This is a genomic window from Elioraea rosea, assembly GCF_007644105.1.
Lineage (GTDB): Bacteria > Pseudomonadota > Alphaproteobacteria > Acetobacterales > Acetobacteraceae > Elioraea_A > Elioraea_A rosea.
Map to the genome: position 1 here is coordinate 58,642 of NZ_VFAC01000002.1, position 17,456 is coordinate 76,097.

General features: G+C 67.8%; 11 protein-coding genes. 4 read left to right on the forward strand and 7 right to left on the reverse strand.

Going from position 1 to position 17,456, the window contains the following annotated elements; all coding sequences use genetic code 11:
* Positions 1-3 precede the first annotated feature (3 nt).
* From FIF60_RS01975 to FIF60_RS01985, 3 genes are read right to left on the reverse strand one after another with little or no spacing between them, the layout of a single operon-like run.
* On the reverse strand, positions 4-1,773 hold the full coding sequence (locus FIF60_RS01975; protein ID WP_144183311.1) for a hydantoinase B/oxoprolinase family protein: 1,770 nt from the start codon (positions 1,771-1,773) through the stop codon (positions 4-6).
* 11 nt (positions 1,774-1,784) lie between these two features.
* Positions 1,785-3,851 carry a hydantoinase/oxoprolinase family protein gene (locus FIF60_RS01980; RefSeq protein WP_144183313.1) on the reverse strand — a complete coding sequence of 689 codons (2,067 nt, stop codon included), beginning with the start codon at positions 3,849-3,851 and terminating at the stop codon, positions 1,785-1,787.
* Positions 3,848-4,777 (reverse strand): polysaccharide deacetylase family protein, encoded by a 930-nt coding sequence (locus tag FIF60_RS01985; protein WP_144183315.1) that lies wholly within the window; start codon positions 4,775-4,777, stop codon positions 3,848-3,850. Before FIF60_RS01985 ends, FIF60_RS01980 begins: the two co-directional genes overlap by 4 nt.
* 252 nt (positions 4,778-5,029) lie before the next feature.
* Here FIF60_RS01985 and FIF60_RS01990 point away from each other — a divergent pair, with 252 nt between their 5' ends.
* The 3 genes from FIF60_RS01990 to FIF60_RS02000 are packed head-to-tail and all read left to right on the forward strand — an operon-like array spanning position 5,030 to position 9,904.
* Entirely contained in the window at positions 5,030-7,108 is a 2,079-nt protein-coding gene (locus FIF60_RS01990; protein ID WP_144183317.1) for a hydantoinase/oxoprolinase family protein, read from the forward strand.
* Between the two features lie 11 nt (positions 7,109-7,119).
* The gene (locus FIF60_RS01995; RefSeq protein WP_144183319.1) at positions 7,120-8,919 is read left to right on the forward strand and encodes a hydantoinase B/oxoprolinase family protein; all 1,800 of its coding nucleotides are present in this window, start codon (positions 7,120-7,122) and stop codon (positions 8,917-8,919) included.
* A complete protein-coding gene (locus tag FIF60_RS02000) occupies positions 8,909-9,904 on the forward strand; it encodes an isopenicillin N synthase family dioxygenase (RefSeq protein ID WP_144183321.1) in 996 nt (331 codons plus the stop codon). Before FIF60_RS01995 ends, FIF60_RS02000 begins: the two co-directional genes overlap by 11 nt.
* A gap of 42 nt (positions 9,905-9,946) precedes the next feature.
* Here FIF60_RS02000 and FIF60_RS02005 read toward each other — a convergent pair whose 3' ends face one another.
* The 4 genes from FIF60_RS02005 to FIF60_RS02020 are packed head-to-tail and all read right to left on the reverse strand — an operon-like array spanning position 9,947 to position 14,663.
* Positions 9,947-10,681 carry an ABC transporter ATP-binding protein gene (locus FIF60_RS02005; protein ID WP_144183323.1) on the reverse strand — a complete coding sequence of 245 codons (735 nt, stop codon included), beginning with the start codon at positions 10,679-10,681 and terminating at the stop codon, positions 9,947-9,949.
* Positions 10,678-12,510 (reverse strand): branched-chain amino acid ABC transporter ATP-binding protein/permease, encoded by a 1,833-nt coding sequence (locus FIF60_RS02010; protein ID WP_144183325.1) that lies wholly within the window; start codon positions 12,508-12,510, stop codon positions 10,678-10,680. Before FIF60_RS02010 ends, FIF60_RS02005 begins: the two co-directional genes overlap by 4 nt.
* The gene (locus FIF60_RS02015; protein WP_204251064.1) at positions 12,507-13,385 is read right to left on the reverse strand and encodes a branched-chain amino acid ABC transporter permease; all 879 of its coding nucleotides are present in this window, start codon (positions 13,383-13,385) and stop codon (positions 12,507-12,509) included. Before FIF60_RS02015 ends, FIF60_RS02010 begins: the two co-directional genes overlap by 4 nt.
* 57 nt (positions 13,386-13,442) lie before the next feature.
* Positions 13,443-14,663 (reverse strand): ABC transporter substrate-binding protein, encoded by a 1,221-nt coding sequence (locus tag FIF60_RS02020; RefSeq protein ID WP_144183329.1) that lies wholly within the window; start codon positions 14,661-14,663, stop codon positions 13,443-13,445.
* A 256-nt stretch (positions 14,664-14,919) separates the two neighbouring features.
* Between FIF60_RS02020 and FIF60_RS02025 the strand changes: the two genes are divergently transcribed.
* A complete protein-coding gene (locus FIF60_RS02025) occupies positions 14,920-17,289 on the forward strand; it encodes a xanthine dehydrogenase family protein molybdopterin-binding subunit (protein WP_144183332.1) in 2,370 nt (789 codons plus the stop codon).
* The last annotated feature ends 167 nt before the right edge of the window (positions 17,290-17,456 follow it).

A 17,456-nucleotide genomic window follows, 5' to 3' on the forward strand; every position in this document is an offset into this window, starting at 1 on the left:
CAGCTAGCCGCTGCGCAGCCTCCGCGTCCCGTCCACGTCGGGCGTGCCATCGGGTGCAAGCGCGACACGGAATGTCTCCCGTGCGGCATCGCTCGACATAAGCCCATCGGCCACGTCAGCCGCGACTGCTGCCGGGTCGCGCTCCACGGGAGAGCCGTAGCCGCCACCGGCAGGGCCCTCGCACACGAAGGTGTCACCGGCCTTCACCGCCATATGCGGGACCTTTGACGGAAGCGCCTGCGCAGAACCGTCGGCGCGCAGGATCTCGAGCCTGGCCGGCACGCCATCCTCGCCCCCATCGAAGCCCCATGGCCGGAACCGATGCCCCTCGCCTTCAACGGACGCGCCGCCATCGGTCAGGAACCGGAAGGACCGGATCGACCCGAGGCCGCCCCGGAACCGGCCCGCGCCGACCTTGCCCTCGCGCAGTTCATATCGCTCGACGCGGAGCGGCAGATGCGTCTCGATATCCTCGATCGGGTTGTTGCGGGTGTTGGCGTAGAGGGTATCGACCGCGTCCATCCCGTCGGCGTCGGCACGGCCGCCATAGCTGCCCTCGAAGATCTCCATGTGCACCCAGTGCTTCTCGCCTTGCAGCCCGGAGAAGGCGATGACCTTGAGGTTGCCGATGCCGGCCGAGACCTGGCCCGGCACCGCCTGGGCGAGAGCCTTCATCACCGTATCGGCGAGCTGGTTGCCCGGGCAGAATCGGGCGATCGTCGGTGCAGGGTAGATCGGGTTCGCGAGGCATCCCTTCGGCGCGACGATGGTGATTGGCCGCGTGAGCCCCTCGTTCACCGGTACGTGCCCGACGATCGCCGTATCGAGCAGCACTGACCGGATGGTCAGCCAGATCGCGACATCGACCGTTCCGGTCAGCGGCATGTTGATCGGCCGATCCGGCACCTGCGGGGCGGTGCCGGTAAGGTCGACGATCAGTCCGTCGCCCTGTTTCGTCACGGTCGCGACCAGAGGAAGCTCGCGGCGCGACGGGTCGGGGTCGTCGAGATAGCCGTCGATGAACGTCTCGGCCCGCCACGACCCTTCAGGGAGCTTCGCAATGGCCCGGCGCATCAGCCGCTCTGCATGATCCATCAGCGCGGCGCAGGCGGCGCGGAACGCGGGCAGGCCGACACGCGCGACCAGTGCGGCCATGCGCTCGGCGCCGATGCGGCTCGCCGCCACCTGCGCCTCCATGTCACCCACCACGAGGTCCGAGGCACGGATGTTGTCGCGCAGGATCTGCCACACGGCATCGTTCCGCACGCCCCTGTCGTAGACCTTGATGGCGCGGAACTGCAGCCCTTCCGCATAGGCATCGATCGCGTCGACGATGCCGCAGGAGCCTGGGGTGAGCGCGCCGATGTCGAGATGATGCGCCGTGGTGCCGGAGAAGCCGACGAGCTCGCCTTGGTGGAACACCGGCACGATGAAGGCAACATCCGGGCCATGGCTCGCCCCACCATACGGGTCATTGTGCATGATGACGTCGCCGGGCCGAACGGTGTCTCCGCGCGCGGCGAGTATGCGCAGCATGTGCTTCACGTAGCCAGGGATCGGCCCCGACTGAAGCGGGGTCGACTGCGCGCTCTCGGCAAGCCCGCGCCCCTCGGCATCTACTAGGGCCGCGCCGAAATCCTCCGATTCCCGGATGATCGAGGAGTAGGACATGCGCATCAGCTTGTAGCCGACCTCGACGGCAATGTTCTCGAGCGCGCCCTGCACCACCGACGTGGTGATGGGGTCGACCGTGATGGATCCGTGCGCGTCCATACGCAGTGTCCTCAGAGCGTGATGATCAGGTTGCCGCCCGCATCGGCGACGAATGTCGCGCCGGGCGGCACCACAGTGGTCGTGTCGGTCTGGATCACGATGGCGGGACCGGAGATCCGCTCCCCGAGCGGCAGCGCCTCGCGTGCAAGGACGGACGTCGCGAGACGCTGCGGAGCACCGTCAACGGCGAACACCACTTCCGCGGTCCGAACCGTCGCCGCCGCGAGAGGCTGCCCGCCCCGTGGCGAGGGGTTCGCGGGCTTCGGGCGCACGCCGATGCCGGTGACGCGAAGGTTGACGATCTCCACCGTCGCATCCGGGAAGGCATGGCCATACTCGGCACGGTGTGCGGCGTGGAACCGCGCGATCGCTCGGGCAACCAGCGCAGCATCAACCGGGCCGCCATCGAACGGAACGCGAAGCTCGTAGCCCTGACCGGCGTAGCGCATGTCGGCCGCGCGGGCCGTGCGCGTCGCCGCAGGTTCGATGCCGTCGGCGGCGAAGCGGGCGCCGATCTCGGCCTCCATCGCCGCGAAATCAGCCGCGATGCGCGGAAGGTCAAGTGCCGTCGAAGCCTGGAACGCCGTCCTCAGGGCATCGACCTTGATGTCGGAGGTCAGCAGGCCCATCGCCGAGGTGATGCCCGGGTGAGGCGGGACGATCACCTCGCCGATGCCGAGCTCGCGCGCGACTTCGGCACCATGCAGCGGGCCAGCCCCACCGAACGCAACGAGCGCATAGCCGCGCGGGTCGATCCCCTTCTGCACGGTCCGGCTTCGGATGGCGTTCGCCATGCTGGCGTTGATGATCGTCAGCACCCCGAGCGCCGCTTCCTCGCGGCCGAGACCGAGCCGAGCGGCGAGCCCATCGATCACCTGCTCGGAAGCAGGGACGTCGAGCGACATGGCGCCGCCGAGGAAGTTCGCCGGAACCAGGCGCCCGAGAACGACATGCGCATCCGTCACCGTCGGTTCGGTGCCGCCCCGGCCATAGGCTGCCGGGCCGGGCCGCGCGCCGGCCGAATGCGGGCCAACTCGGAACGCCCCGCCCTCATCGACCCGTGCGATCGAGCCGCCCCCCGCGCCGATCGTATGAATGTCGATCATCGGTACCAGCAGCGGGAAGCCCGCGATCCAGGTATCGCGCGCAGTTGCCTCGGAGAAGGTTCCATCGGTGACGATGCCGATATCGGCCGAGGTCCCGCCGACATCGAAGGTGATGAGGTTTCGATGCCCGGAAAGCGCGCCCGCCCAGGCCCCGCCGAGAACACCCGCCGCAGGGCCGGACAGCATGGTGAAGACCGGCAGTTCTGCCACCGTCGCCGGCGTAACTACCCCCCCGTTCGAGGCCATGATGTGCAGGTCCGACCGAAGCCCCGTCTCGCCAAGTCGTCGGTCGAGGCGCGCGACGTACTCGCGCACCTTGATGCCAACGAAGGCGTTCATCGCGGCGGTCGTGAAGCGTTCGAACTCGCGGAACTGGGGCGCGACGTCCGACGAGATCGTCACGAACGCATCAGGATGCTCCTCGAGCACGAGCTCCCGCGCGCGCCTCTCATGCGCCGGGTTGAGATACGAGAACAGGAAGCCGATGGCGATCGAGACGATGCCCGCCTCGCGCAGGGCTTGCGCGGCTTGGCGGACCTCCTCCTCGGCAAGCGGGATGAGAACCTCGCCCTTCGGAGGCACGAGCCGCTCCGTCACCACATGGCGGTGCCGCCGCTTCACGAGCGGCGTCGCCTGCCACGGGATCGCCTGCCTGATCGAGTAGTGCTGCGGCCGCTGGTGCCGGCCGATATGCAGGATGTCGCGGTAGCCGCGCGTGGTGATCAGCCCGCACTCCGCGCCGCGATGCTCGAGCGCGGCATTGGTCGCGATCGTCGTGCCGTGCAGGACATGATCGACCGACTGGCGCGGAACACCGGCAAGATCGCAGAGCCCGCCCACCCCCTCGGCCACGCCGACCGACGGATCATCCGGCGTCGTCGAGACCTTGTGGATGGTGACCGCGCCGGTCTCGGTATCGGCAAGGATGAGATCGGTGAACGTGCCGCCGACATCGACGCCAACGAGCCTCATCGCGCGCGCTTCCCCTTCCCCGGCTTCGCTGCCTTCGGCGGCTTCGCTCCCTTCCTCGGGAAACGCCTCCGGAAATCCTCCGCCATCTCCTCGAGGGTAACGAAGCGAACGCCAGGCTGCGCCATCATGTGCGAGATGAGCCGCTCAAGCATGAGCAGCACCTGCGGCCGCCCCGACACGTCAGGGTGGATCGTCATCGGCACCACCGCGTAGTCGTTCTCGCGATAGACGAAGTCGAAATGGTCGCGCCAGATCTCCTCGAGCGCCCGCGGTGAGACGTATCCGTGCGAGTTCGGGAACTTCTTGATGAACATCATCGGCGGCAGGTCATCGAGGTACCAGGAGGCCGGGATCTCCACGAGGCCGGTCTCTCGCCCCTTGGTGAAGGGCTTCATCCAGGTCTCTGCCGGCTTCGAGTAGTCGATGGGCGTCCAGCCGTCGCCGGTGCGCACGTAGTAGGGCGTCGTGTCCCGGTGCATCAGTGAGTGGTCGTAGAGGATGCCGCGCTCGACCAGGATCTCGATCGAGGTCGCGCTGACCTCCCACCAGGGCGCGACGTAGCCGACAGGCCGGCGCCCCCAATGCTTCTCGATCAGGCCGATGCACTTGTCGAAGATCGCCTCCTCCTGGGTGCGGGTCAGCGCAAGCGGATTCTCGTGGCTGTAGCCGTGCAGCCCAATCTCGTGCCCGGCGTTCGCCACTGCATCCGTCATCTCGGGGAAGCTCTCGATCGTGTGGCCCGGGATGAAGAAGGACTGCTTCATGCCGAAGCGCTCGAACAGCGTCAGGATGCGCGGCATGCCCACCTCGGCGGCGAACACGCCTCGGCTGATGTCACCGGGGCTGTCCTCCCCGATATAGCTGCCGAGCCAGCCGGCAACCGCGTCGCAGTGCACGCTGAAGGCGCAGAGGATTTCCTTGGGCATCGTTCGCTGTTCTCCCTGTGTCGCTCAGGCGCGGTCGTTCCGCCGCGCAACGGTGTCGAGCCTGGCAAGCACCGCTTTGGACTGGATGGCGTCGGACTCGCCGATTGCTGCCCGTGCACGGCGCACGGAATGGCCAAGCTCAGCGCAGATATCCCCCATCGCTCCCCACCCGGCTCATCGGCCCGCTTCCGGCACGAGGCTTGCAAACATCGTGCCCACGGCAGGAACGCCGAAGCAATCCCGGGGAGGACCATGGCCTACCGCATCTCCGTCGACACGGGTGGAACCTTCACCGACGTGGTGGTGCTCGATCGCGCTGGGCACATGCACATCGGAAAGGCACTGACAACCCATGAGCGCATCTTCGACGGCATGGCGGCAGCGATCGCGGTGGTCGCAGCCGATCTCGGCATCACCGCGGAGGCGCTGCTTGCGGAGGCGGCAACCCTCGTCTACGGAACCACGCGGGCGACCAACGCGGTGGTGACGAAACGGACCGCGCGTACCGCATTCCTGACCACGCGGGGCTTCCGAGACACGCTCACCCTGAAGGAGGGCGGCAAGCACGGCCCGCACGATTATTCGGTCGACTACCCCGCCCCCTACATCCCCCGCCGCCGCACCTTCGAGATTGCCGAACGGATCGGCGCCGATGGCGAGGTCGTCCTGCCGCTCGACATAGCACAGGCACGCGGCGTGATTGGGGCGCTTAGCGAGCGTGGGTTCGAGGCCGTGGCGGTGTCGCTTCTGTGGTCCATCGCAAACCCCGCGCATGAGCTGGCGCTCGCCAGCCTGCTCGATGAGCACTTGCCTGGCGTTCCCTACACGCTCTCCCACCGGCTCGTTCCGATCCTGCGCGAGTACAGGCGCGCCTCGGCCACGGCGATCGACGCCTCGCTGAAGCCGCTGATGCAGGCGCACCTGACGGGCATGGAGGCCGACCTCCGCGCGGCCGGTTTCCGCGGCGACCTGCTCGTCTCCACCTCGGCCGGCGGCTGCCAGCATGTGGAGGAGCTGGTTGCGCGGCCGATCCACACCCTGAAGTCCGGGCCCGCCATGGCCCCGGTCGCCGGCCGCTCCGCCTCCGTGGCCGAGGGCATGGGCGGCAACGTGATCGTGTGCGACACAGGCGGAACGACCTTCGATGTCGGCCTCGTGCGCGATGGCGGCCTCGTCTACACGCGCGACTCCTGGCTCGGGCCGCGCTGGCTCGGCGACATCATCGGCACCTCCACCGTCGATGTCCGGTCGATCGGCGCGGGCGGCGGATCGATTGCGTGGCGCGATGCCGGGGGGTTGCTGCGCGTCGGCCCCCAGTCGGCCGGCTCGAACCCCGGCCCTGCATGCTACGGCCGCGGCGGCGACACGCCGACCGTGACCGATGCGGCCATGGTGCTCGGCTATATCGACCCGGACTTCTTCAACGGCGGCCGGCTCGCGCTCGACGCAGCAGCGTCGCACCGCGTCATCGGCCGGCTCGCCGCCGAGTTCGGCCAGACGCCAGACCAGACGGCCGCAGCGATCATGACCATCGCAAACGAGCTGATGATCAAGGCGATCGGCGAGATCACGGTGAACGAGGGGCTCAACCCCCGCGAGAGCGTGATCGTCGCAGGAGGGGGGGCGGCAGGGTTCAACATCATGCCCATCGCGCGCGAGCTCGGTTGCGACACCGTCATCCTGCCACGGCTCGCCTCGGCGCTTTCGGCCTGTGGCATGCAGGTGAGCGATATCGTGTTCGAGGCGACGCGAAGCCGCTTCACCGACACCACTGGCTTCGATATCGACGGCGTGAACGAGGCACTCGCCGCGATCGAGGGGGAGCTTGAATCCTTCCGCTGCAGCATCGAGGGCGCGCAGGGTGCCCTCGTGCGCACCGAGCTCCTGGTCGAGGCACGCTACCGCTCGCAGGTGTGGGAGCTCGACACCCGCATTCCGGCATCGCGCATCGGCGGGCCGAAGGACGTCGGCGTGCTCGCCGAGGCGTTCCACCAGGCGCACGAGCGCGTCTATGCGGTGCGCGACGAGGGCAGCCCCGTGGAGTTCGTGAACTGGAAAGGGCGGATCGCCATCACCGTGTTCGAACCCCCGCCCCCGCCGGATCGGACTGCCGCCACGCACCGTCCCGAGCCGCATGAGCGACGGTCCTGCTTCTTCAGCGAAACCGGCCGGCTCGAAACCGCGATCTTCAAGGGCGCAGGCCTCGCCCCAGGTGCGACAATTGCAGGCCCCGCGATCATCGAGGAGCCGACCACGACGATCGTGGTACCGCCCGGCCTGTCGGCAACACTGTCTGCGGCAGGCAACTACATCCTTCGCTGCGCACCGTGAGGAGGGACGCGATGGGCACGCTCGACCCAATTCTGATGTCGGTGATGGCCAACAGGCTCGATGGCATCGTGCGGGAGATGACGAACACGCTGCTGCGGGCTGCGCGCTCGGCTGTGATCTCCTCGGCGCGGGACTTCTCCTGCTGCCTCGTGACGGGGGACGACCAGCTCCTCGCCCCCGCCGAGGGCCTCCCCGTTCACATCTTCGGCTGCCATATCCAGACAGCGAACATGCGCCGCTATCACGCAGGCGACATACGCCGCGGCGATGCCTATCTCGACAACGACCCCTATGGCGGCAACACACACCCTGCCGACCATACGTTCATGGTGCCGGTGTTCCACCAGGGCGAGCACCTCTTCACCTCGGTGGCGAAGTGCCACATGGCCGATATCGGCAACTCCATCCCGTCGAGCTACTTCGTACTGGCAAAGGACGTGTACCACGAGGGCGCGCTGGTTTTCCCCGGCGTGCGCATCCAGCGCGACTTCAAGAACATCGAGGACATCGTGCGCATGTGTCGCGCGCGCATCCGCGTGCCGGACCAGTGGTACGGCGACTACCTCGCCGGCCTCGGTTCGGCGCGCGTGGCCGAGCGGCGCCTCGAGGAATTCTGCGCGAAGTACGGCACGGCGACCGTGAAGCGCTTCATCTCCGACTGGTTCGACTATTCCGAACGTCGCATGATCGACAACATCCGTCGCCTGCCGAAGGCGACACTCGTGAACAAGGGCCGTTCCGACCCCCTCGAAGGCATCCTTCCCGGCGGGCTCGAGCTCACCGTCAGGATCGAGATCGACCCGGAGGAGGCGACGATCCATGTCGATATCTCCGACAACCCGCCCTGCGTCGATGTCGGGCTAAACACCTCGCTCGGTGCCGCCACCTCTGCCGTAGTCGGCGCCATCTTCAACGCGCTCGAGAAGGACATCCCGCGCAACGCCGGCAGCTTCCGCAGGCTTCGCTTCACCTACGCCGAGGAAAGCGTCGTTGCCGCGCCCAGGTTCCCCCACTCCTGCTCGATGGGCACGACGAACGTGTCCGAGCGCCTCGTCAACATCACCCAATCCGCCTTCGCGCAGCTCGGCGACGGGCACGGGCTTGCCGAAGGTGGCACCGGCCTCGGCGCGGGCATGGCCGTGATCTCGGGCAAGGATGCGCGGCGCGGCGGCGCCCCCTTCGTCAATCGCATGATGCTGTCAACCAATGGCGGCCCGGCGAGCCCAGTGGCGGATGGGTGGGTGAACTACGCCATCCCCGTGATCGCGGGGCTGATGTATCGCGACAGCGTGGAGGTCGACGAGCTCAAGCACCCGCTCAGGGTGAACGCGATCTCGATCGTGGGCGACAGCGCCGGTGCCGGCCGGCGCCGCGGCGCCCCTGCCCAGACGATCGACCTGACGCCCACCGGCAACGACGTCATCGCCGTCATCTCCTGCGACGGGCAGCACGCGCCGCCGCGAGGCGTCGCTGGCGGGCATGACGGCACGGCCGGAATGACCTGGCGGATCGGCGCGAACGGAGACGGGACGCGGCTTCCCAACGTCATCCAGGTCACCCTGCGCAAGGGCGAGGTTCTCCGTGGACGCGACAGTGCCGGCGGCGGCTACGGCGATCCGCTTGAGCGCGAGCCGGAGCGCGTGCTGCACGACGTGCTCGAAGGCTGGGAGAGCCGCGCCAAGGCAGAGCGTGTCTACGGCGTTCTCTTCACCGGCGAGATCGAGGACGAGACACTCGCCGTCGACGAGGCGGCAACCGCGGCGGCGCGCGCCGCCCTTAAGGCGACAAGGAAGAGCACCCATGCTTCGTGACGTTCCTGTCATCGACATCGCCCCGTTCCGCACGCGCGACGCTGCGGCGAAGCAACGCGTCGCCGCGAAGGTCGGCCGCGCCGTGGATGGCATCGGGTTCCTCGTCATCACCGGCCACGGCATCGATCGCGCGCTCGTGGACCAGGTTCGAGACGTCTCCAACGCGTTCTTCGACCTCCCCGAGGCGGAGAAGATGCGCGTCGCTCGCCCGGGGCCCGACATCGCGCGCGGCTACATTCCGCTCGAGGCGGAAAGCGTCGGCCGCAGCCGGGGCGTCGATGTGCCAGGAGACCTGAACGAAAGCCTGATGGTCGGGCCGGTGGACGTCGGGGCGGGCGACTACTTCCACGGCCCGGCCGCGGGCAGGCACTTCCACCCGAACCTCTGGCCGCAGCGGCCGGCCGAGCTCAAGCCGCTCTACGAGGCCTATTTTCGCGCCATGGGTACGCTCGCCTCCGAGCTGATGGCGATGTTCGCGCTCGCACTCGACCTGCCTGAGGACTTCTTCGCTGCGAAGATCGACCGCCACATCAGCCGCTTCCGCGTGCGGAACTATCCCGCCCCGCTGGTGCCGCCGAAGCCCGGCCAGCTTCGCGCCGGAGCGCATTGCGACTACGGATCGCTCACCATCCTGCGGACTGAGGACAAGCCTGGCGGACTTCAGGTGATGAACGTCGACGGGGAATGGCGCGACGTTCCGATCGTGCCCGACTGCTTCATCGTCAACATCGGCGAGCTGATGGCGCGATGGACCAACGATACCTGGCGCGCCACGCTTCACCGGGTGGTCAACCCGCCGGAGGAGAAGGCCGCTGGCAGCCGCCGGCTGTCGCTGGTGTTCTTCCATAACCCGAACTACGACGCGCCTGTCGCCGCGCTGCCCGGAACGGTGAAGCCCGGCGAGACGCCACGCTACGCCCCGACCACCTCGGGCGAGCATCTCCGCGCGCAGTTCACGCGCACCCAGGTCGCTCCGGCCATGTGAGCTCCGGCCATGTGAGCTCCGGCGGTCGCCGCGGACCGCCGCTCAGGCGGCGCCGCGGCGGCCGAGATAGGCGTCGAGAACCCGGGGGTCGACCGCCACGTCTGTCGACGCACCCTCGAGGATGACGCGCCCATTCTCCATCACGTACGTCCGCTCCGTGACCGCGAGCGCGTAGGAGGCCATCTGCTCGACGAGCAGGATGGAGAGCCCATCCCGGTTCAGCGCGGTGAGAACAGGGAAGAGAAGATCGAGGATCTTCGGCGCAAGGCCGAGGGAAAGCTCATCGATCACCAGAAGCTTCGGACGCGACAGCAGCCCCCGCGCGATCGCAAGCATCTGCTGCTCGCCGCCCGAAAGCGTGCCGGCGACCTGGTCGATCCGCTCGGCAAGGCGCGGGAAAAGGCCCAGGACCTTCTCGAGGTCGTCGGCAACGCCCGCATCGTCGCGGCCGATGCGCGTATAGGCGCCAAGCATCAGGTTGTCGCGGACGCTCTGGTCGGAGAACACCATGCGGCCTTCCGGAACCATCGCCAGGCCACGAGCGACCATCTCATGCGACTTCCGGCCCGTCACGTCCTCGCCGTCGAAGGTGATGGTTCCGCCAGCGGGTCGGACGACGCCGGAAATCGCCCGCATCAGGGAGGTCTTTCCCGCACCGTTCGAACCAATGATGCCGACGAAGGCACCACGACCGACGGCGAGATCGACGCCGCGCACCGCCTCGATCCGCCCATAGGCGACACGCACGGCGGACAGCGAGAGGATGGGTTGGCTCATGCCTCCACCTTCTGCGCAGGAAGGGTCGCATGGCCGAAATACGCCTCGATCACCCGCGGGTCGGCCTGGATCGTCGCGGGCGGGCCATCGGCGATCACCTCGCCGTAGTCGAGAACCGTCACCCGGTCCGACACCGCCATGATCATGTCGACATGGTGCTCGACGAGGACGATCGTCATGCCACGATCGGCCAGGCCACGGATCAGCGCCACCAGATCCTCGATCTCGCCATGGGTCAGGCCTGCCGCGGGTTCATCGAGCAGCAGCAGCTTGGGCCGCAGCGCGAGCGCGCGCGCGATCTCGAGCCGGCGCTGGTGGCCGAACGGAAGGTTTCGCGCCTCGTCGTCGGCGAAGGCGGAGAGGCCGACGAACTGGAGAAGCCGCCTTGCCTCGGCCATCGCCTCCCTCTCCTCGCGTCGGAAGCGCGGCAGTCGCAGAACCGTCTCGAGGAAGCTTGCGCGGAAATGCGGATGCTGGCCGACCAGGACGTTCTCGAGGACCGTCATCTGGCCGAACAGCTCCGTGTTCTGGAAGGTTCGGGCAATCCCGCGGCGCGCAAGCACATAGGGGGGCAGGCCGCCCGCCGTCTCGCCAAACACGGTCACCGTCCCCAACGTGGCCGGGTAGAAGCCCGACACGACGTTGAGAAGGCTCGACTTGCCCGCACCGTTCGGCCCGATCAGCGCATGGACCGTACCGGCGCGCACCTCCATCGTGACGTCGTTGACCGCGGTCAGCCCGCCGAAGCGAAGGGTGAGCCCGCGTACGGCAAGCGTCGCCTGGCCGGCATCGTCATGCCGTGCGGTCACGGGCTCGAGCCCATCAACCCAGTTCGGCCACGCGCCGGTCGCCCGCGAGGTTTCCCCGCTACCGCCGCGGCGCATCAGCGACCCCACGATGCCGCGCGGCAGGATGAACAGCACGAGCGCGAGCAGCACGCCGTAGCCGAATGTCTGCCACTCGCCGAGGCCCTGGAGGAACTGCGTCGAGGAGAACAGCACCGTCGTGCCGACGAGCGGCCCCGCGAGCGTTCCCGATCCGCCCAGGATAACCATCAGGAGAAGCTCGATCGACGTGGTGAAGGTGAACGTCTCGTAGTTCACGAAGAGAGCAAGATTGGCGAAGAGGCCGCCGCCGAGGCCAGCGAAGCCGGCCGAGATGGCGAAGGCAAGCGTGCGGATTGCGACGACGTTGATGCCCAGCGCGCGGGCTGCGTTCTCGCTCTGCGCTGCCGCCCGCATTGCCCGCCCGTAGCGCGAGCGGACGAGCGCTGCCTGGACGGCCACGGAGGCAAGCAGGAACAGCATGATCAGGTAGTAGTAGTTGAACGACATCGACCGTGTCGCGCCGAGCCGCTCGCCGAGGATCGTCGGGCGCGGGATGCCGACGAGGCCGGACGCCCCGCCCGTGAAGCTCACCCATTCGCGAAGGATGTTCACGAAGACGAGCCCGAAGGCGATGGTGATGACGGCGAGATAGACGCCCCTCACGCGCACCGTCGGGAAGGCGAGCATCGCCCCCACCGCAGCCGGAATGAGCACGGACAGGACGAGCGCCGGCACGAAGGGGAACCCGGCCTTCAGAGCGAGCAGCGCCGCGACATGCGCGCCGAGCCCATAGAGTGCCGCCTGCCCGAGCGAGACGAGCCCCGCATAGCCGACGAGGATGTTCAGCCCGATCGCGACGATGCCGAGGATCATCGCACGCATCACGAGGCGAAGCTCGTAGCTCGTAGGAAAGCGTTCGCCGATCAGGTCTCCCACCCAGGGGAAGACGGCAAGGGCGGCGGCGAGACCGGCAAGCAGGAGAAATCCAATGCGTGCGCTCATACCTTGCGCACCTCGGCGCGGCCGAATAGGCCCTGCGGGAACAGAAGGAGCAGGAGGATCATCAGCGTGAACCCGATGGCATCCCGCGCCGCAGTCGAGAGGAAGCCCTCGATCAATTTCTCGGCGATGCCGTAGAGGATGCCGACGACGACGACGCCGCGCGCGTTCGCGATGCCGGCAATGATGGCGACCATGAAGCCCTTCAGGCCCACGATCACGCCCATCGACGCGGAAGCCTGGATCACAGGCGCGACGAGGAACCCGGCCAGAGCGCCCAGGGCGCCGGCCATCGCGAAAGCAAGCAGTGTGATGCGGTCGGCGTCGATTCCCACGAGGCCGGCGGCGACGCGGTTGAAGGACACGGCCCGCATCGCACGGCCGAGCACCGTGCGACGGTAGAAGAACTCGAGCGCGAGCGTGATGAGGATCGCCGCGACGGGAAGCAGCAATTCCTGCGGGTAGATGCCCGAGCCGCCGATGCGCAGCGGTTCCTCGGCGAGCGGGCTCGGCAGCGGCCGGCCGAGTGGACCATAGGTCGCGGTGGTCGAGGCCTCGATCATGATGCCAACGGCGATCGTGGTCAGCATCCAGCCGATCGCGTTGCTTTCCTGGTTGAACGGCCGGACGAAGACGCGTTCGATCACCGCCCCGGCGAGTGCGGCTGCCGCGATCGCCGTCAAAGCCGCGACGGGAAGCGGCAGGCCGAGTTCCATCAGCACGACGGTTAGCACGCCGCCGAGCATGAACATCTCGCCATAGGTGAAGTTCACCGCCTTCGCCGCGCTCCACATCACGTAGAAGCCAAGCGCGATAAGCCCATAGACGCTGCCGGCCGACAGGCCGGTCAACAGGTACTGGATGACCGCTTCCACCATTCCCTCACACGCGTATCCGGGGCGGGCCTGGGCCCGCCCCGGCCTCGTTCACCGCACTCAGCGCGCGGCCTGGCGGAACGGCGTCTGCTCTACGGGAAGCATCGCGCCGTTATGGAAGGCGAACAGCTTGTAGGCGGCAGGGAGGATGGCATCGTGCCGCTCCTGCCGGGGCTCGAAGGCAGGCGCGTAGTTCGCGACGATGCCCTCGTAGTTCACCTTGTAGAGCGCCTGGCGGAAGGCATCCCGATCGAACCGGCCGGCGAGCTTGATCGCTTCTGCGATGACGTAGGTCGCGTCATAGGCGTTGGCGGTGCCCGACGGCAGCGGGATGTCGGCCGGCGAGGCGATCTGCGGGAACTTCGCCTGCATGCGCTGCAGCACGCCGGCCGAACGCGGAGGCAGTTCGCCCATCCACGTATAGGTGCCGGCGACAAGCACGCCTTCGGCGAGCGGCCCGGCCGTGCGCGCGAACTGCACGCCGATGCCCCAGGCGGAGATGATCGTCGGCTTCCAGCCAATGCGGTCCATCGAGCGGACCATGTTCGTCGCCTCGCGGTCCACGCCGTAGAAGAGGATCGTGTCGACGCCGGCATCGCGCAGACGGATCATCTGCGCCGACATGTCCTGGTCGCCGATGTTGTAGGTTTCCTTACCGAGAAGCGGCAGGTTGGCAGCGGCCATCGCACGCTCGACATCCGGCACCGCTCCCTGGCCCCAGGCCGTGCCCTCGTACACCAGCGCGATCTTGCCCGACGCGCTGCGGGACTTGGCGGCATCAACGAGGAAGGGGGCGACCCAGCGGTCCTTCATCGAGACGCGGAACATCCACTTGTTGGCATTGTTCGGGTGCTCGATGACGGCGGTGCCAGCCGAGATCACGCCCATCCAGGGGAGTTCCATCTCGGCGAGGGGATCGCGCAACGCGATCGCATTTGGCGTGCGGAATCCGCCCATCATGACGATGCAGTTGTCGCGCTCGCCAATGCGACGGGCGTTGTCGACCGCCCGGGCGGGCTCGCCGACGTCGTCGTACGCGACGAGTCGAAGGCGCTGGCCGAGTACGCCGCCTGCAGCATTGATCTCGTCGAGTGCCGTCTCGACCGCAATACGGATCGACAGCCCGGTATGCGACAGCGCGCCGGTCAGCTCCCAAGAGGCACCGATGCAGGGCTCAGCCCGCTGCGCCGTCGCCGGCAGCGCGGCCGTCGCAAGCGCAATGGTGGAAGCGAGGCCGAGCAGCAGGCGGCGGCCGCCCGCGGAGAAGCCTTGGTTTTGCATCGCAACATCTCCCCGTTCTCGGCACGGCAGGGCCGGCCGGTTTTCCCGTGTTCGGGTGTTGCAACGCACGTGCCATGCAGAAGGGGAGCGCGCAGCGCATGGCCGATATGCATTCGCGCATGAATCGGGCAGGCTAATCGGACCATTGCCCTTCTTGTGTGCAACGAGGGGTCGGCACGGCCTGCGCCAAGCATCGAGTGCGAATGGCACCGTTCTTGCGGCGAAACTCCAAGCACACCGGAGAGAGGGAGCGGGAATGAGCGACAAGGGCATCGGCGCGTCCGTACGGCGAAAGGAGGACCAGCGCTTCGTTCGTGGCCGCGGCAGCTATGTGGCCGACATGGTGCGCCCAGCCATGGCGTTCGGCGCATTCCTGCGCTCACCCCATGCGCATGCGACGATCACGGCGGTCGACACGGCACGCGCGACTGCGATGCCGGGAGTGATCCTCGTGCTGACTGGCGCCGACCTCGCCGCGGCGGGTGTCGGTGGCCTGCCCTGCGGTTGGGGCATCAAGGGTACCGACGGCGCGCCGATGAAGGAGCCTGCCCACCCAGCGCTCGCGCAAGGCAAGGTGCGCTACGTCGGTGATGCGGTGGCCTTCGTCGTCGCCGAGACCGCGGCTGCGGCCCGCGATGCGGCCGAGGCCATTGCCGTCAGCTACGAGGTGCTGTCTGCGGTGATCGACCTCGAGGCAGCCATCGCGCCAGGCGCGCCGCTGCTGTTCGATGACGTAGCGGACAATCTCTGCTGCGACTGGTCGATCGGCGACAAGGCCGCGACGGAGGCAGCCTTCGCCCGGGCAGCGCATGTCGCGCGCGTGCGTCTCGTGAACAATCGTCTCGTCGGCAACCCGATGGAGCCGCGCGCTGCCATCGCCGAACACGACGCCGCGACGGGTCGGACGACGCTTTGGACGACGAGCCAGTTCCCCCATGTCGTTCGGCTGCTGATGGGCCTGTTCGTTCTCAACATCCCGCAGCAGAACCTGCGCGTGGTCGCCCCCGATGTCGGCGGCGGGTTCGGCGTGAAGCAGTTCCACTATGCGGAGGAGGCGGTCGTCACCTTCGCGGCGATGCGCCTCGGCCGCGCGGTGAAATGGGTGTGCGAGCGATCGGAGGGGTTCATCTCCGATGCGCATGGGCGCGATCATGTGACGGAGGCTGCCCTTGCGCTCGACGCGGACGGAAAGTTCCTCGGCCTCAGCGTCGAGACCATCGGCAATCTCGGTGGCTACATCTCCACCTTCGGCCCGAACATTCCGACGAACCTGTATGGGCCGCTGCTGTCAGGCGTCTACACGATCCCTGCCATCCATTGCGGCGTGAAGGTCGTGTTCACCAACACCGTTCCGGTCGATGCCTATCGCGGCGCGGGGCGGCCGGAGGCGACCTTCGTGGTCGAGCGCCTGGTCGAGATCGCCGCGGCGGAGATGGGGATCGACAAGGTGGAGATCCGCCGCCGCAACATGATCCCGAAGGAGGCGTTTCCATACCAGACGCCGGTGATGATGCGCTACGACAGTGGCGACCCGGCAGGCTGCATGGAGCGCGCTCTTGCTGCGGCGGATCACACCGGGTTTCCCGCACGCAAGGCGGCCGCCGCGGCGAAGGGCAAGCTGCGTGGCCTCGGCCTGTCCACCTATATCGAGGCGTGCGGCCTCGCGCCGTCGCGCATTGCCGGCTCTCTCGGCGCGCGCGGCGGGCTCTATGAGAGTGCCACCGTTCGCGTGCACCCGACTGGCCAGGTGACGGTTCTCATCGGCACGCACAACCACGGCCAGGGTCATGAAACGACCTTCGCGCAGATCGCGGCGGAGAAGCTCGGCGTTGCCTTCGAGGACATAGATGTGGTGTTCGGCGATACCGACAGGGTGCAGTTCGGCATGGGCACCTACGGCTCACGCTCGCTCGTCGTCGGCGGGGCGGCACTCGCCAAGGCGTCCGACCGTGTGATTGCCAAGGGAAAGAAGATCGCCGCGCACCTTCTCGAAGCGTCGGCCGATGACGTCGAGTTCTCGGGCGGCACGTTCCGCGTGGCCGGAACCGACAGGGCGAAATCCTTCGCCGAGATCGCGCTTGCCGCGTATGTACCGCACGACTACCCGCTCGAAGCCCTCGACCCGGGCCTCGAAGAGCAGGCCTTCCATGACCCGGCGAACTTCTCCTTTCCCTCCGGCGCGCATGTCTGCGAGGTCGAGATCGACCCGGAAACAGGCAAGGTCGAGCTCGTCGGCTACACAGCGGTCGACGACGTCGGCACGGTGATCAACCCGATGATCGTTGCCGGCCAGCTGCATGGCGGCATCACCCAGGGCGTCGGCCAGGCGCTGCTCGAGCATTGCGTCTATGACCGCGCGACGGGGCAGATCCTCTCCGGCTCGTTCCAGGACTACGCGATGCCGAGGGCCGATGACCTTCCCGCCTATGCGGTCAGCACCCATCCCACCCCCTCGACCGACACGCCGATGGGCGTGAAGGGCTGCGGCGAAGTCGGCACGATCGGCTCGCCAGCGGCGGTGATGAACGCGGTGGTCGATGCACTTTCCGGCTATGGCGTGAAACACATGGACATGCCGGCGAGCCCGTCGCGGGTATGGGCAGCGATCGCCACCGCGCGCGGGTGACGCGGTCGCCGCGGCACGTCGGCGCCGATCAACGCGGCCGGGGCGCTGTCCTCCTATCCTTCATGGCCGAAGGGTGGGGCAAATGCGGTGTCGTTCGTTGCTCTCGCAGATCGTGGGAGGTTGACCGGCCGCTGCGCTCGTGATCGGGGTAGTAGGGTGCGCCGCCC

Excerpts from the sequence above, each read along its gene's own strand:
- FIF60_RS01975 (WP_144183311.1), bottom strand. The coding sequence starts at position 1,773 with ATGGACGCGCACGGATCCATCACGGTCGACCCCATCACCACGTCGGTG.
- FIF60_RS02025 (WP_144183332.1), top strand. The coding sequence starts at position 14,920 with ATGAGCGACAAGGGCATCGGCGCGTCCGTACGGCGAAAGGAGGACCAG.
- FIF60_RS01980 (WP_144183313.1), bottom strand. The coding sequence starts at position 3,851 with ATGAGGCTCGTTGGCGTCGATGTCGGCGGCACGTTCACCGATCTCATC.
- FIF60_RS02015 (WP_204251064.1), bottom strand. The coding sequence starts at position 13,385 with ATGGTGGAAGCGGTCATCCAGTACCTGTTGACCGGCCTGTCGGCCGGC.
- FIF60_RS01990 (WP_144183317.1), top strand. The coding sequence starts at position 5,030 with ATGGCCTACCGCATCTCCGTCGACACGGGTGGAACCTTCACCGACGTG.
- FIF60_RS02000 (WP_144183321.1), top strand. The coding sequence starts at position 8,909 with ATGCTTCGTGACGTTCCTGTCATCGACATCGCCCCGTTCCGCACGCGC.
- FIF60_RS02005 (WP_144183323.1), bottom strand. The coding sequence starts at position 10,681 with ATGAGCCAACCCATCCTCTCGCTGTCCGCCGTGCGTGTCGCCTATGGG.
- FIF60_RS02020 (WP_144183329.1), bottom strand. The coding sequence starts at position 14,663 with ATGCAAAACCAAGGCTTCTCCGCGGGCGGCCGCCGCCTGCTGCTCGGC.
- FIF60_RS01995 (WP_144183319.1), top strand. The coding sequence starts at position 7,120 with ATGGGCACGCTCGACCCAATTCTGATGTCGGTGATGGCCAACAGGCTC.
- FIF60_RS02010 (WP_144183325.1), bottom strand. The coding sequence starts at position 12,510 with ATGAGCGCACGCATTGGATTTCTCCTGCTTGCCGGTCTCGCCGCCGCC.
- FIF60_RS01985 (WP_144183315.1), bottom strand. The coding sequence starts at position 4,777 with ATGCCCAAGGAAATCCTCTGCGCCTTCAGCGTGCACTGCGACGCGGTT.